This is a genomic window from Bacillus sp. PK6-025 (assembly GCF_056530265.1).
This window is the reverse complement of record NZ_CP096509.1, coordinates 2,712,509-2,725,950: the sequence shown is the minus strand read 5'-3', so window position 1 is coordinate 2,725,950 and position 13,442 is coordinate 2,712,509. Positions and strand designations below refer to the sequence as shown.

14 protein-coding genes and 1 tRNA gene are annotated in these 13,442 nt (G+C 45.2%); 12 read left to right on the top strand and 3 right to left on the bottom strand.

Features of this window, described 5'->3' with window-relative positions:
* Positions 1-89: 89 nt before the first annotated feature.
* The 9 genes from M1D67_RS13905 to M1D67_RS13865 all read left to right on the top strand — a co-directional run bounded on the left by M1D67_RS13905 (position 90) and on the right by M1D67_RS13865 (position 10,403).
* Complete coding sequence (locus tag M1D67_RS13905) at positions 90-1,628, top strand: rhomboid family intramembrane serine protease (protein WP_025811154.1); 1,539 nt, start codon at positions 90-92, stop codon at positions 1,626-1,628.
* A gap of 76 nt (positions 1,629-1,704) precedes the next feature.
* On the top strand, positions 1,705-3,159 hold the full coding sequence (locus tag M1D67_RS13900) for a spore germination protein (RefSeq protein ID WP_023855199.1): 1,455 nt from the start codon (positions 1,705-1,707) through the stop codon (positions 3,157-3,159).
* Between the two features lie 100 nt (positions 3,160-3,259).
* Positions 3,260-3,457 (top strand): YqgQ family protein, encoded by a 198-nt coding sequence (locus tag M1D67_RS13895; RefSeq protein WP_020452188.1) that lies wholly within the window; start codon positions 3,260-3,262, stop codon positions 3,455-3,457.
* A 24-nt stretch (positions 3,458-3,481) separates the two neighbouring features.
* A complete protein-coding gene (locus tag M1D67_RS13890) occupies positions 3,482-4,456 on the top strand; it encodes an ROK family glucokinase (RefSeq protein ID WP_020452187.1) in 975 nt (324 codons plus the stop codon).
* 181 nt (positions 4,457-4,637) lie between these two features.
* Positions 4,638-6,536 (top strand): LTA synthase family protein, encoded by a 1,899-nt coding sequence (locus M1D67_RS13885; protein ID WP_479831342.1) that lies wholly within the window; start codon positions 4,638-4,640, stop codon positions 6,534-6,536.
* A gap of 174 nt (positions 6,537-6,710) precedes the next feature.
* Positions 6,711-7,652: an iron-hydroxamate ABC transporter substrate-binding protein gene (locus M1D67_RS13880; RefSeq protein ID WP_033155114.1), complete on the top strand. Its 942-nt coding sequence runs from the start codon at positions 6,711-6,713 to the stop codon at positions 7,650-7,652.
* 132 nt (positions 7,653-7,784) lie between these two features.
* A complete protein-coding gene (locus M1D67_RS13875; protein ID WP_479831341.1) occupies positions 7,785-8,909 on the top strand; it encodes a M14 family metallopeptidase in 1,125 nt (374 codons plus the stop codon).
* A gap of 63 nt (positions 8,910-8,972) precedes the next feature.
* Complete coding sequence (locus tag M1D67_RS13870; RefSeq protein ID WP_445604454.1) at positions 8,973-10,073, top strand: YqgU-like beta propeller domain-containing protein; 1,101 nt, start codon at positions 8,973-8,975, stop codon at positions 10,071-10,073.
* A 15-nt stretch (positions 10,074-10,088) separates the two neighbouring features.
* Complete coding sequence (locus M1D67_RS13865; RefSeq protein WP_020452182.1) at positions 10,089-10,403, top strand: MTH1187 family thiamine-binding protein; 315 nt, start codon at positions 10,089-10,091, stop codon at positions 10,401-10,403.
* Positions 10,404-10,463: 60 nt separating this feature from the next.
* Here the strand turns inward: M1D67_RS13865 and M1D67_RS13860 are convergent, their stop codons facing one another.
* Positions 10,464-10,637, bottom strand: a complete 174-nt coding sequence (locus tag M1D67_RS13860; protein WP_003183486.1) for a DUF2759 domain-containing protein — start codon at positions 10,635-10,637, stop codon at positions 10,464-10,466.
* A 155-nt stretch (positions 10,638-10,792) separates the two neighbouring features.
* Between M1D67_RS13860 and M1D67_RS13855 the strand changes: the two genes are divergently transcribed.
* Complete coding sequence (locus M1D67_RS13855) at positions 10,793-11,431, top strand: MBL fold metallo-hydrolase (RefSeq protein ID WP_020452181.1); 639 nt, start codon at positions 10,793-10,795, stop codon at positions 11,429-11,431.
* 35 nt (positions 11,432-11,466) lie between these two features.
* On the opposite strand, the gene M1D67_RS13850 is transcribed toward M1D67_RS13855, so the two are convergent.
* Positions 11,467-11,712, bottom strand: coding sequence for a DUF2626 domain-containing protein (locus M1D67_RS13850; RefSeq protein ID WP_020452180.1), 246 nt, complete (start codon positions 11,710-11,712; stop codon positions 11,467-11,469).
* Between the two features lie 210 nt (positions 11,713-11,922).
* Here M1D67_RS13850 and M1D67_RS13845 point away from each other — a divergent pair, with 210 nt between their 5' ends.
* The gene (locus M1D67_RS13845) at positions 11,923-12,300 is read left to right on the top strand and encodes a Spx/MgsR family RNA polymerase-binding regulatory protein (RefSeq protein WP_003183482.1); all 378 of its coding nucleotides are present in this window, start codon (positions 11,923-11,925) and stop codon (positions 12,298-12,300) included.
* A gap of 62 nt (positions 12,301-12,362) precedes the next feature.
* Here M1D67_RS13845 and M1D67_RS13840 read toward each other — a convergent pair.
* Positions 12,363-12,434 (bottom strand) — tRNA-Gln (locus tag M1D67_RS13840).
* A gap of 107 nt (positions 12,435-12,541) precedes the next feature.
* Here M1D67_RS13840 and M1D67_RS13835 point away from each other — a divergent pair.
* Positions 12,542-13,381: an STAS domain-containing protein gene (locus M1D67_RS13835; RefSeq protein ID WP_020452179.1), complete on the top strand. Its 840-nt coding sequence runs from the start codon at positions 12,542-12,544 to the stop codon at positions 13,379-13,381.
* Positions 13,382-13,442 lie beyond the last annotated feature (61 nt).

Genomic DNA, 13,442 nt, shown 5'->3' with positions numbered 1-13,442 from the left:
TTAAAAACGGGATTTTTTTAAAGCGCTTAAAAGGCGCAGAATGACGCGTTTCCTGTTATAATGGACAAAAACAATTGTGGAGCGTCGGTATGTATTCAATCGATTATTTGTATTGGAATTTCATCGGGAACCTCTTAGACAGGGATTTTGAGCTTGTGCAGGCACCAGCTTCATTCGGAGAAGCCTGGCTTGAAGCAAGGGGGAGCGCGCCGTATGATTTGGTTCGCGTTTTTCGGAAGGATATCGATTTCAGACAGGATCTCGTCGGTGACTTGGAATCTCTTTATGAAAGAGCGGAGCGCCTGAGAGCAGCATCAAGGCAGCGAAAGCTCTCGATATTAAACGTCTATTTGTCACAGGAAGCACCTGTAGATGAGTGGGAAGATGTTGTCAGTCATCCGGTCGCAGATAAACGGATCAGCATCGTGCCGGTTTTTATTGAGCACGCTTCGGCTGAAGAAGGCTTCCGCAAACTCGCCGTTGCTTTAAACATGGGGCCGGATGAGCTGACAGGCCACATGCACGATGCCGGATACGAGAATGTGGAAGAGAAGAGAGCCGAAGTATTAGCAGCGGCTAAAGCAAGAGAAGAAGAAAGGCGGCGGGAAGCGGCTGTATTTGAGAAAGGCAAACCGATGTTTACCTGGATTTTTGCAGTGCTTCAAGTCTTCATGTTTCTGCTTCTGGAAATGTCGGGCGGCAGTCAGAATACCGACACGCTCATCCGGTTCGGTGCGAAGGAAAACAGCCTCCTGTTAGCAGGGGAATGGTGGCGGCTTGTCACGCCGATCGTTCTTCATATCGGATTGGTCCACCTCATGTTCAATACATTTGCATTGCTGTCTGTCGGAGCCGCGGCAGAAAGGGTGTTTGGATCATTCCGCTTTCTTGTCATATACATATCAGCCGGAATTTTTGGATCGATCGGCAGCTTTCTGTTCAGCCCGTATCCGTCCGCAGGGGCTTCGGGAGCCATCTTCGGTTGTTTGGGAGCACTTTTGTATCTGGCTTTTTCAAATCGGAAAGCTTTCTTAAAAACGATTGGAACAAATATCATTGTGATTATCATTCTGAACCTCGGCCTCGGTTTCACGATTTCAAATGTTGACAATGCCGGCCATATCGGCGGATTGATCGGCGGACTTCTGACGGCCTTGGCAGTCGGAATCCCCGGGAAAAAAAGACCACTCCAGCGGCTGACAGGCTGGGTTCTCATCTTTGTCATCGGAGGAGGCGCTCTGTACATTGGGACACATTCAGCTTCGATGCAGGAAAATGCCATGCTGCATCAGGCGGCGAAATGGTATGAAGAGGGAGACTATGAAAAGGTAAAAGATGCCTTGCAGGAAGCGGGCTCAAAGCAGGACGCTTCCAGCGACACTTTAAAGCTGCTCGCTTATTCCGAATTTCAGCTCGGCGAGTTTGAAAACGCTGAGAAAAGGTTCGAGGCCGTCGTTGAAAAAGATCCATCAGATCACGCCTCACTCTATAATCTTGCCAGGCTCTATGCTCAAAAAGGCGAGTTCGCCAAAGCCGAACAGTCTGTTGAAAGAGCGTTGGCAGAAAAGCCTGATGAAGAGATGTATAAAGCGTTTCGGGACGAACTTAAGAAAGAAACCGCCCGGTAACCAAGTATGAAAAGCTTCCGTTATGTTAAAAATGGTCTTTAGTATAGACTCATTTGACGGGAGCTTTTAATATACAATGGAAAAAAAGCATGCGGTCCAAAAAAATTTAGCGAAAAATGTTGAATATTTAAATGAAAAGCTGGGGGTCGACAAAAGCTTCGATATGATCCGGCTTGATGTTGTTTATGCTGATAGAGACATGTCGCTTTATCTTGTCGACGGCTTTGTAAAAGATGATATTATGCACCACTTGCTTAAGAATCTCTCAAGGCTCACCCCCGAAACTCTGGAAGACGATCCGCTTGAGAAGCTGATCAAAACGTACATCCCATACATCGAAATTGATACGGAAGACGACCTCGACAAAGCAGCCGCCCAGGTGCTGTCCGGGCCGGCCGTTCTCCTTGTCGACGGGGTGGACCATGCCATTATTATCGATGCGCGGACATACCCGGCAAGAAACCCGGAGGAACCCGACAATGAACGTGTCGTCAGAGGTTCAAGAGACGGCTTCGTCGAAACGATCGTGTTCAACACCGCACTGACGAGAAGAAGAATCCGCGACCGGTCCCTCAGAATGGAGTTCCTTCAGGTCGGCAGAAGAAGCAAAACAGATGTTGTCATCTGCTATTTGGAAGATATCGCTGATTTGGAAAGTGTAAAAAAGCTGAAGCAATCGCTTGAAGCGATCGATACGGACGCTTTGACAATGGCGGAAAAGACACTGGAAGAATATATCGGCGGCCGTCATTGGAATCCTTATCCGACGGTCCGCTATACAGAAAGGCCTGATACTGCGGCCGTTCATTTGTACGAAGGCCACATTCTCGTCTTTGTGGACGGTTCGCCAAGCGCGCTGATTACCCCTGTTACTTTTTGGCACCATCTGCAGCATGCCGAAGAGTACAGAAACAAACCGCTTGCAGGCGCCTATTTGCGAGTGGTCCGTTTTATATCTGTGTTGGCATCGATCTTTTTGCTGCCGCTGTGGTTTTTGCTCTCTGTCCATCCCGATCTTTTGCCGGACGCCCTTCAATATATAGGGCCTGAAAAAAAAGGGGCCCTTCCGCTGCTTGCGCAATTCATCATAATTGAAATAGGCGTCGACATGATGCGGATGGCTGCAATCCACACCCCGTCGTCTCTGGCTACGGCTCTCGGACTTGTAGCTGCTTTAATGATCGGAGAAGTGGCGGTGCAGGTCGGACTTTTCTCGCATGAAGTCGTCTTGTATCTCGCTGTTGCGGCTATCGGCACGTTTGCTACGCCGAGCTATGAGCTGAGCATAGCGAACAGGCTGGCAAGAATCGTTCTCCTGATCGCGGCCGGCGCATTCGGACCGATCGGCTTTGTCATCGCGATCTTCTGCTGGGTGATTTATCTGGTCAGAATGAAGTCGTTTCATGTGCCGTATTTATGGCCGTTTATCCCCTTTGACTACAGAGCCTTTCGAGATATCGCGATTCGAACGCCAATGCCGCTGAAAAATAGAAGGCCCGTATTTTTGGATCCCCAGGATCCAGACCGCTGAATGTCTGTTTTCCTTCAGGAAAACAGGCTTTTTTTTTGCTTGACGCCGGACAGCTTTATGAATACTCTAATGTTAGACCTTTAAAGAATGGTGAAATAAAATGAAAACAGCCTATGATGTACAGCTGTTGCTGAAACAGTTTGGATGTTATGTTTATTTTGGAGATCGCGAACTTGAACTTGAATATATGATGGACGAACTGAAAGAAATGTTTCTTTCGAATCTGATAGAAAAAGAACAGTGGCTTAAAGGCGTTTCAATTTTGCAGAATGAACTCACAAAAGTAAAGAGAAAATAAAACAGGGATTAGAGGGGGAGCAAAATGAATGACAGCTGGCTGGTCGGAGTCGACCTTGGAGGAACAACGGTAAAGCTCGCTTTTGTAAGCGCTTATGGTGAAATCCTGCACAAGTGGGAAATTCCGACCGATAAATCGGGGGAAACGGTTACGGTAAGCATCGCAAAAGCCATCGACGGAAAATTGAAAGAGCTCGGCAAACCGAAGCACATCTTAAAATGGATCGGCATGGGCGCTCCGGGCCCCGTCAATACGGAGACCGGCATCGTTTATAAAACGACGAACATGGGCTGGGAGAACTATCCGTTAAAAGACCACCTTGAAGCAGAGACAGGATTAGCGGCGGTCATTGAAAATGACGCGAACATCGCGGCTCTCGGCGAAATGTGGAAAGGAGCGGGAGACGGCGCAAAGGATTTGATTCTTGTCACGTTGGGAACGGGTGTCGGAGGCGGCATTATTGTAAACGGAGAAATCGTCCGCGGGCAAAACGGTGCAGGCGGAGAAATCGGCCACATCTGTTCAGTTCCTGAAGGAGGAGCGCCGTGCAACTGCGGGAAAAGCGGCTGTATCGAAACGATCGCTTCGGCTACGGGCATCGTCAGGATTGCCAAAGAAAAAATAGAATCCGGTCATCTAGATACAGACTTGCGTGCATGTCCGGATATCACGGCGCGCGATATTTTTGAAGCGGCCCGGGAAAATGATCCGGTTGCTTGCGAAGTCGTCGATTATGTGGCGGGTCATTTAGGAATGGTCCTCGGCAACTTGGCGAGCTCGCTCAATCCTTCGAAAATCGTAATTGGCGGAGGCGTCTCAAAAGCAGGAGAAATCCTGCGCTCCAAAGTTGAACAATCTTTCAACCGCTTCGTATTCCCGCGGGCCGGCGAGGCGGCTGAGATCGTAATCGCTTCACTTGGAAACGACGCAGGCGTGATCGGCGGCGCATGGATCGCCAAAAACCAATGGCTGAAAAGCCAGGCGGAGCCTGTTTTATAAGCATTTTCGGACCGCTTTGCAGCATTGTTAACACTTTTAAGCCAATGTGAAAAATGATTGATTTTTTTGTACAGACAGGTTAAGATATGATTTAGTAATTTTAGCGATTTTTCTAAAATAAAACAATATGTGGAAATTCAGTTTGCGGAAACATGCGTCTTGCTGCATAGGGAGGTTTCGAATGCGAAAGTCATTTTTTTCAAAAATTTCGTTTTTGTTAATTGCGACATTGCTGATGTGGCTGAAAACGTATGTCGTCTACAAAACAAGCTTCAACATTAAAATTGAAAACTTCATGCAAGAGTTTATATTGTTCATCAATCCTTTAAGCTTTTTGCTGTTTATATTCGGAATCGGCCTGTTTTTCAAAGAAAAAAACAGGAACCGGTTTATTATCGGGGCAAGTATCGTCCTGACGTTTGTCTTGCTTGCGAATATGATCTTCTACCGTTTTTACAACGACTTTTTAACGATTCCTGTATTGTTCCAGACGAATAATATGGGTGATTTGGGAAGCAGTATCAACTCTTTGTTTATGCCGACCGATTTGCTCCTCGTCGTCGACATTGCCATTTTAATTTGGCTGTACAAGCGCCAGCCTGCCAAAACAGGCGGAAAGGCGACAAGAAAGGAACGCGCGGCTTACTATCTATTTGTCGCTGCCGTTTTCTTTTTCAATTTAGGGATTTCTGAAACAGAAAGACCGCAGCTTTTGACAAGATCGTTTGACAGGGAAGTTCTTGTGAAGAATATCAGTCTTTACAACTTCCATATCTATGACGGGCTGATCCAGTCAAAGCAGTCTGCACAGCGTGCGCTGGCCGACAGCAACAGCCTCACGGAGATTGAAAACTATGTCAACGCAAACCGCACGGACACCAATCAGAACCTGGCCGGGATCGCCAAGGGTCGAAATGTGATCCTCGTTTCCCTGGAATCCACCCAAAGCTTTGTCGTGAACCAAAAGTTAAACGGCAAAGAGATTACGCCTTATTTAAACGACCTGATAAAGAAAAGCTACAGCTTCGAGAATTTCTATCATCAGACAGGCCAAGGCAAAACGGCAGATTCCGAATTCATCGTTGACAACTCTCTCTATCCTCTTGGAAGAGGAGCGGTCTTCTTTACGAATGCAGGAAACGAATATACGGCAATGCCTGAAATATTGAAAAACCACGGCTATTATTCCTCGATTTTCCATGCGAACAACAAAAGCTTCTGGAATCGGGATATTATGTACGATACGTTTAAATACGATAAGTTTTACGATATCAATTCCTATGATGTAAACGAAGAAAACTCAGTGGGCTGGGGACTGAAAGATAAGGAATTCTTTGAACAAACATCAGAGCTGATGAAAGAAATGCCTCAGCCGTTTTATACCCGCCTGATCACGCTGACAAACCATTTTCCGTTTGAGCTGGATGAGGAAGATAAACTGATCGATGAATTTGATTCAAAAAGCCGTACGTTAAACAGATATTTCCCGACCGTCCGCTATCAGGATGAAGCGCTTAAACGTTTTATTGAAAAGCTGAAAGAAGACGGCCTCTACGATAATTCTGTTATCGTGTTATACGGTGACCATTACGGGATTTCCGAAAACCATAACGAAGCGATGAGCCAATTCCTCGGCAGAGAAGTAACCCCGTTTGAGGAAGTGCAGCTTCAAAGAGTCCCGCTTGTGATCCACATTCCGGGAGTGACGGATAAAGAGCCGAAAGCCATTGACACCGTCGGCGGCCAAATCGATATTCGGCCGACTGTACTGAACCTTCTCGGAATCGATTCGAGCGATCAGATCCAGTTTGGAAACGACCTGTTTGCCAAAGACAAAACGGAGTTTACAGTGCTTCGCGACGGCAGCTTTATTACGAAAGACAAAGTATACACAGACGGCATATGCTATGATAAATCGATAGGAGAGCCGTCTAAAGATAAAAAAGGCTGTGAGCCGTACATTGAAAAAGCGAAACAGGAGCTTTCATATTCAGATCAAATCATTTATGGCGACTTGCTGAGGTTTTATGACAGCGAGCGCTTAAAAAAGCAATCTGACGCCAAGCCGAAAGACGAGTAAGCTTTTCTTTTGGCGGAGAAAGCTGATGCAGCAGGCCGGATATCGTTCCGGCCTGTTTTTAATGACAAGAGTCCGTCATAAAAATCATGATCCAAGCCGATGCCGGTTATGATATAATTGATAATGATTCTCTTTATCGATATTCAAACCAGAAAGAAGGTATGAAAGGTGAATATGAAAGGAAAGACGCTCGCTGGAGCATGCTTTGTACTATTATTGATCGCAGCATTGACAGCATGCGGTAATCAAACGGAGAGCAAAGATTCGTCTTCTCAATCAAAAAGCGAAGAAACGATTACATACAAGGCTGAAAACGGAACGGTTAAAGTTCCGAAGCATCCGAAACGGGTGGTTGTCATGGCTGACGATTATTTCGGCTATTTCAAGACACTCGGTCTCAATGTAGTGGGTGCCCCTGACAGGGTATTCAAAAATCCTTATTTCAAGGGGAAAACCGAGGGTGTGACAAACATTGGTGAAGGAAATTCCGCTGAAAAGGTTATTCAATTAAAACCGGACCTGATTGTCGTATGGACGACCCAAGGCGCTGATATCGAAAAGCTGGAAAAAATCGCTCCGACGGTCGCTTTGAAATATGACAGCTTGAATAACACTGAACGGCTGAAGGATTTCGCAAAAATGACAGGTACTGAAGATCGAGCGGAGAAATGGCTGGCTGAATGGGACAAAAAAGTTGCCGCGGCAAAATCAAAAATTCAAAAAGCGGTCGGGGACAAAACGGTTTCCATTATGCAAACGAATGGCAAAGAAATCTTTGTATTCGGCGATCAATTCGGAAGGGGAGGAAGCATTGTTTATCAAGATCTCGGCTTAAAGGCGACAAAGCTGACGAAGGAAAAAGCAATCGACGAAGGGCCGGGCTACACGAGCATTTCATTAGAAAAGCTGCCTGAATTCGCCGGAGACTATATATTTATAGGGCCCTGGGAATCAAGCGGAGACGACAGCGCCGTGCTTAATACCTCCATTTGGAAGAACCTTGGCGCGGTCAAAAATCAACATGTCTATAAAATCGACCCTGTCGGCTTCTACTTTTCCGATCCGATTTCATTAGAGGGCCAGCTTGACTTTATTACAGAAAGCTTAGCGAAATAATAGATGAACTTCCGCCTATTTGGGCGGAAGTTTTTTTGCGGGCTGAAACCTTATTGAAAAAGCGTTTTTTAAGCGAACCGGGAGAGTTTTTAAACGAGCCTTCATCATATGCTATTGTGGGAGGGATCATTGATGGCATTCATCAACATCAAACCGGAGTTAAAGCAGAATATGGAAAGATTGTCTAATATCCTGAACATACCCGAACTGCTTTTAATCAGCGCAAACGCGAATGCAGCCGCGGACGAATTTTATTTTCCGGGAGCGTCTTTTCAAGCAGGAAAAAACGTTCCAGCAGCCGAAACATATGAACAGCTGCAATTATTGGTGAATCAATACACACTTGAAGATGAACAGTGGCTGACAAAAACAGTCGCTTACGATTCAGCAGTACTGAAAAAGGAAATTGACAGATTGACGGAGTGCTTTCCGTTTGTTACTTCCCGCATCATCGGTCGCTCAAGCATGGGCCAGCCTATATACGAACTGCTTCTCGGAGCTGAAAATGCCGAAAAAAAAACGCATATGAATGCTTCTTTTCATGCCAATGAATGGATCACCACTTCTGTTTTGATGAAATGGCTCAAAGAATATTGTTATCATTTATGTACAGGCCGGTCCGCTTTAGGTTTTTCACCGCTTGACATTTTTTCATCAACAAAGCTTTCCGTCGTGCCGATCGTTAATCCCGACGGGGTTGATCTTGTGCTTAACGGTCCCGGTCATCTTGGGATAGCGCGGGAAGCACTGGATGAGATGAATGAGCATCAACCGGATTTCCGGGAATGGAAAGCCAATATAAACGGAGTGGATTTAAATAATCAGTTTCCGTCTTTTTGGGAGATCGAAAAACAGAGAAAACCGCCCAAATCCCCTTCCTACAGGGACTACCCCGGAGATGAACCGCTGACAGAACCGGAAGCGGCAGCGATGAGGGATTTAATCGCAAACGAGCCGCCTGATCGGCTTGTGGCGCTTCACACACAGGGAGAGGAAATTTATTGGGGGTACAAGGGGCTGGAGCCTCCTGAATCAGCCGATGTGATCCAAACATTTGAGCGCCTGAGCGGTTATAAGGGCGTCAGATATATAGACAGCTATGCAGGATTTAGAGATTGGTTTATTCATTTTTTCGGAAGAGAAGGATATACTGTTGAACTCGGCAAAGGAAAAAATCCTTTACCAATGAAACAATTTGACGATATATATTGTAAAAGCAGAGGCATACTTTGGGCATCCTGCTTTTTTGAAAGCTGAAACTTTTCACGGTGAAAATCGTAAATTATACAGCCAATCATTTATGGAGGGAGAATGGCCGGTTTGAGAGTTTCGTTATGGCTTATTGCCGCTGTGATGACCGTGGCTGCGGCTGGTTGCACACCGCAGCATCAGGAAGGAACGAAAAGCGTTCATCATGAGGAGCCGGAAGGGAAAAAGAAAAGCAGTGCAGCAGTAAAAGATAAAAAAGTGATAGCGCTGAAGGACCGGCACTTTGATGAGGCGGCAGGATGGCTTGATGATGAAACCGTTATATACACCGCAACCGATCCGGTCGCAGGAAGTGAAGTCAAATCATATGATATATTTAAAGGGACGGGCGAAACGATCTACAAGACGGATGACAGGCTGATAGCGGCGGAAGTAAACAGGGAAAAAGGCATGATTCTCATCCAAACCGCCGGAAACGGCTCTGAAATGAAGTTAACTTTGCTTAATTTACAGGGAAAACAACTATACACAAAAAAATTTCGCACGCATGAACTGCAAGTGGACTGGAATCGGTTTGACCCTTATCTTTTATACGTCACAACATTTACGAAAGATTGGAATTATGAATCTCGCCTGATTGATGCGAAAGAACAGCAAACCGAAAAAGACATCGCACAGGCCGCCTTTGTTCATTGGACTTCCGCCGACACTTTTGAATATATCAAATGGAATGAACGGAACCGGGAAAAACCGGCTCCTGTTTATTCCTTCAAGACAGCGGACGGACGGGAAAAGAAGCTCGCCGGTGATGCCGTACTGCTCGATGTTCTGGGGGATATGCGGCTGATTGTAGCGCCTTCATCCAGTCATCGCCAGGGCACCTACATATTTTCAGACGTTTCTTCTTCGGAAAAGAAAATTTCTTTCAAATTGCCGCTGTTCTCGGAATATGGCAGCCTGTCACCGATGGAATACAGCTACGACCCTCGGCATGAGCTGTTTTATACGTATCAGCCGAATGAGTCGGGCTCCTTGTATGATCTGATTTCCGTCAGTCTCAAAACCGGCAAACGGGAAGTCATTCGTGAAAAAGTGGAAATGCTTCCGATTACCGTATCTCCTGACGGGGATTATGCATTGTACGGTTATACCCAGGATCAAATCATTTCATTCAACTCAAAAACTGCAGCACCCCTTGTGACAAAAGAATAGAAAGGAGAATGGACAGTGGCCATAGCAGACGTTACCATCATACCGATCGGTACCGAAACTCCGAGCGTAAGCGCGTATGTAGCGGAGATTCAAACCATTTTAGAAGGATTTAAAAAAGAAGGCAAAATCCAATATCAGCTGACACCGATGAATACTTTGATTGAAGGGGAATTAAGCGATTTATTTGAGGTGATTCAGACGATTCACGAAGCGCCTTTCCAAAAAGGCATCCACAGAGTGGCGACGAATATCAGGATTGACGACCGCCGCGACAAGAAAACGACGATGGAAGGCAAGCTTGCAAGCGTCCAGCGTCATTTCAGCCAATAAGAAAAACAGCCTTATTCCGGAATAACGGAATAAGGCTGTTTTTGTCTAAAGGCACCGGGTTTAGTGGACTGTCGGATACCCGCTGTTAATGATTGTCATGACGGTAAACCATCCAAACACTAAAAAAGCCGCCCCGCCAAATAAGATGCCAAGAACGTTGATTTGTTTAAGAGAACGAAGAACTCCAAGAGCAGATAATATCGTGACTAGACCGAAAATGATCACGAGCAACATCAATATAAACCCCCTTCGTTTGGATCCCCTGCAGTATATTTCCAATTTTATTTTAACCGTTTTCATCAAATTTGTCGAGGACAACATGATTCATTGAAAGTTTCCCGCAAAACCTTCATAATGGAACAAAGAAAGATGAATCTGAGGTGAAGAAAATGAAATGGAGAAGAATGCCTTTAGGGCCTATCCAGACGAACGCTTATATTTTATCCCATGATGACGGTACCTGTTTAATAATTGATCCCGGCAGCGAATCAGGGAAACTGAATGCATACATAAAAGAAAACGGTTTGAAGCCTCTTGCAGTATTGCTCACTCACGCTCATTTTGATCATATCGGAGCCGTGGACAATGTCAGAAAAGAATGGAACATTCCTGTATACGTACATAAAAATGAAGCTGAATGGCTGACTGATCCTTCATTAAATGGTTCAGCGCTGCTTACGGGACAGACGATCACAGCAGAAAAAGCAGATCATCTGATCGAAGAAGAGGGGGATCTTAAAATCGGCTCTTTTACGCTCCGCATGCTCTTTACGCCTGGACATTCTCCGGGCAGCGTCTCGTATTATGCGGAAGAAGAAAACCTGATCGTTTCCGGGGATGTTTTATTTAAAGGGGGAGTCGGGCGTACAGACCTGCCGGGAGGAAATCAAAAGGTGCTGATGGACAGTATTCATCAAAAACTGCTGACGCTTCCGGAAGAGACGCTTGTGTTAAGCGGTCACGGCCCCGAGACGGACATTGCAACAGAACAGGAACAAAACCCGTTCATCAACGGATTTACTTTGTAAAACATAAAAAAGACGATCCTGATGGATCGTCTTTTTTAATGGCCTCCCTGACCGGGAACCATAATAAACACAGAATAATATGTAAATGCGGCAAAAAAGACTGTCAAGTAAGCACCGAAAATATAAATGTACATCCGCTCGGTCAAGTTGAGATACGATAAGAACACAAAAAATACAGTTTGACCGAAGAACAGCAGTGATGCATCTTTCATATTTCCTAAATAAAACATGACCGCAAAGATACCTGTCCAGAATCCTAACACACGGAACATGCGATTCATTTATATCCCTCCCAAAAAGCCCCTTTGATTTTATTATAAGCCAATTTATCTTGAAATGTAAACATTTTCATTTTGGGAAAATCAATTCATTTTTTACAATTTTGTGATAAGCATTTTTAAAAAATCACCTGTCACGTGTTTAAACGGAAAATATCACGGGTACTAAAACATACAAAGACAAAGTCAGTACATGTTAAGGAGGAATCATTCATGGAAGAGCTGACCTTTTATTCATACCCGAGCTGCACATCATGCCGGAAAACGAAACATTGGCTGAAAGCGAACCAGGTTGATTTTACAGAGCGGCATCTTTTCAGGGAAACGCCGAATCAGGACGAGCTGAAACATATTTTGTCTCTCACGACCGAAGGAATTGATGAGATATTGGCGACAAGAAGCCAGGCATTTAAAGAGTTAAATCTTGATATCGAAGAATTAACGGTCAGCGAAGTGCTGGAATTGTTAATTCAAAAACCAAAGCTGCTGAGACGCCCGATTATCGTAAACGGCGATAAGCTGGTTGTCGGATATAATCCCGGCGAACTCTTAAAATTAAAAAAACACACCTTACACCGTTCTGTTTCCTGAAAAAAACGAAGATTGCTGACACATTGCATGTTCAGCATATCTTCGTTTTTTCGCCTGTGTAACTGGGCTAGCTGGATTCGAACCAGCGCGTCACGGAGTCAAAGTCCGTTGCCTTACCGCTTGGCTATAGCCCAATGCGCTTACGTATAGTGTAGACAATCGATTTCGTTTTATACATAGTGATCAAAATGTTGGTCATATAGCCGATTGATTTTAAAGGAAAACAATGAGGAGGATTGACATGGAAAACAAGCATGCAGCCCTTTATGAGTATTTGGTCAAACAGGCGGACAGAATCACCGATGAATGGCTGTCCCGAACAGCGTCTGAAAAAGAAAAAACGGCACAGCAATATAAGGACTTTTTACTGGCTGTTTCAAGGGTATTTGCCAAGGATGAACAGGCGCTATGCTGGGATAAAGCCTCCGGATGCGCCAAGGAAATTGCCTACGACAGGGCTGTCAGCCAAATTCCGGTGACTGAAAGCATAAAGGGGTTTAAAGTGTGCCGTGAACTTTTAATAGATGAAATCGAGCATTTTTCGGATAAACATGCACCGGACTGTTCGAAAAAAGACTTTTTTATCTGGAATAAACAGCTTCACTCAATGATGGATGAGGTTATTGAACAGTTTATTCTTGAATATGAGCATACGACAAAGAGACAATTGAAGGCGCAGACCGAGATGATACGCGAACTGAGCGCACCTGTTATACCGGTATCAGAACACATCGGTGTGCTGCCGCTCATTGGCGAAATTGATACTCACAGGGCAACGGTGATCATTGAATCTGCGCTTAAGCAGTGTGCTGAGCTTCATCTCTCGCATCTGTTTATTGATATTTCCGGTGTTCCTGTCGTCGATACGATGGTTGCCTACCAGTTGTTCAAAGTCGTAGACAGCACAAAACTACTTGGCGTTGAGACGGTTCTTTCGGGCTTGAGACCGGAGATTGCCCAAACAGTTGTGAAGCTTGGGATGGATTTTTCGCATATTAACACAGAACAGAGCCTTGCTAAGGCGCTTTGCAATAAAGGCTTTTGCATCCGTGAAAACGGCAAGGCTGAAGAGAAGGTTTAAATTTCTCATTTCAGCAGTTGGAAGCTGAATAAAATAGTCAAATCGGTATTCGGAAATTCCG

Bases quoted from the DNA above. Each gene is read 5' to 3' on its own strand.
- M1D67_RS13885 (WP_479831342.1), top strand. From the start codon at position 4,638: ATGCGAAAGTCATTTTTTTCAAAAATTTCGTTTTTGTTAATTGCGACA.
- M1D67_RS13845 (WP_003183482.1), top strand. From the start codon at position 11,923: ATGGAAGAGCTGACCTTTTATTCATACCCGAGCTGCACATCATGCCGG.
- M1D67_RS13860 (WP_003183486.1), bottom strand. From the start codon at position 10,637: ATGTTGCTCGTGATCATTTTCGGTCTAGTCACGATATTATCTGCTCTT.
- M1D67_RS13890 (WP_020452187.1), top strand. From the start codon at position 3,482: ATGAATGACAGCTGGCTGGTCGGAGTCGACCTTGGAGGAACAACGGTA.
- M1D67_RS13900 (WP_023855199.1), top strand. From the start codon at position 1,705: ATGGAAAAAAAGCATGCGGTCCAAAAAAATTTAGCGAAAAATGTTGAA.
- M1D67_RS13895 (WP_020452188.1), top strand. From the start codon at position 3,260: ATGAAAACAGCCTATGATGTACAGCTGTTGCTGAAACAGTTTGGATGT.
- M1D67_RS13880 (WP_033155114.1), top strand. From the start codon at position 6,711: ATGAAAGGAAAGACGCTCGCTGGAGCATGCTTTGTACTATTATTGATC.
- M1D67_RS13835 (WP_020452179.1), top strand. From the start codon at position 12,542: ATGGAAAACAAGCATGCAGCCCTTTATGAGTATTTGGTCAAACAGGCG.
- M1D67_RS13850 (WP_020452180.1), bottom strand. From the start codon at position 11,712: ATGAATCGCATGTTCCGTGTGTTAGGATTCTGGACAGGTATCTTTGCG.
- M1D67_RS13875 (WP_479831341.1), top strand. From the start codon at position 7,785: ATGGCATTCATCAACATCAAACCGGAGTTAAAGCAGAATATGGAAAGA.
- M1D67_RS13855 (WP_020452181.1), top strand. From the start codon at position 10,793: ATGAAATGGAGAAGAATGCCTTTAGGGCCTATCCAGACGAACGCTTAT.
- M1D67_RS13905 (WP_025811154.1), top strand. From the start codon at position 90: ATGTATTCAATCGATTATTTGTATTGGAATTTCATCGGGAACCTCTTA.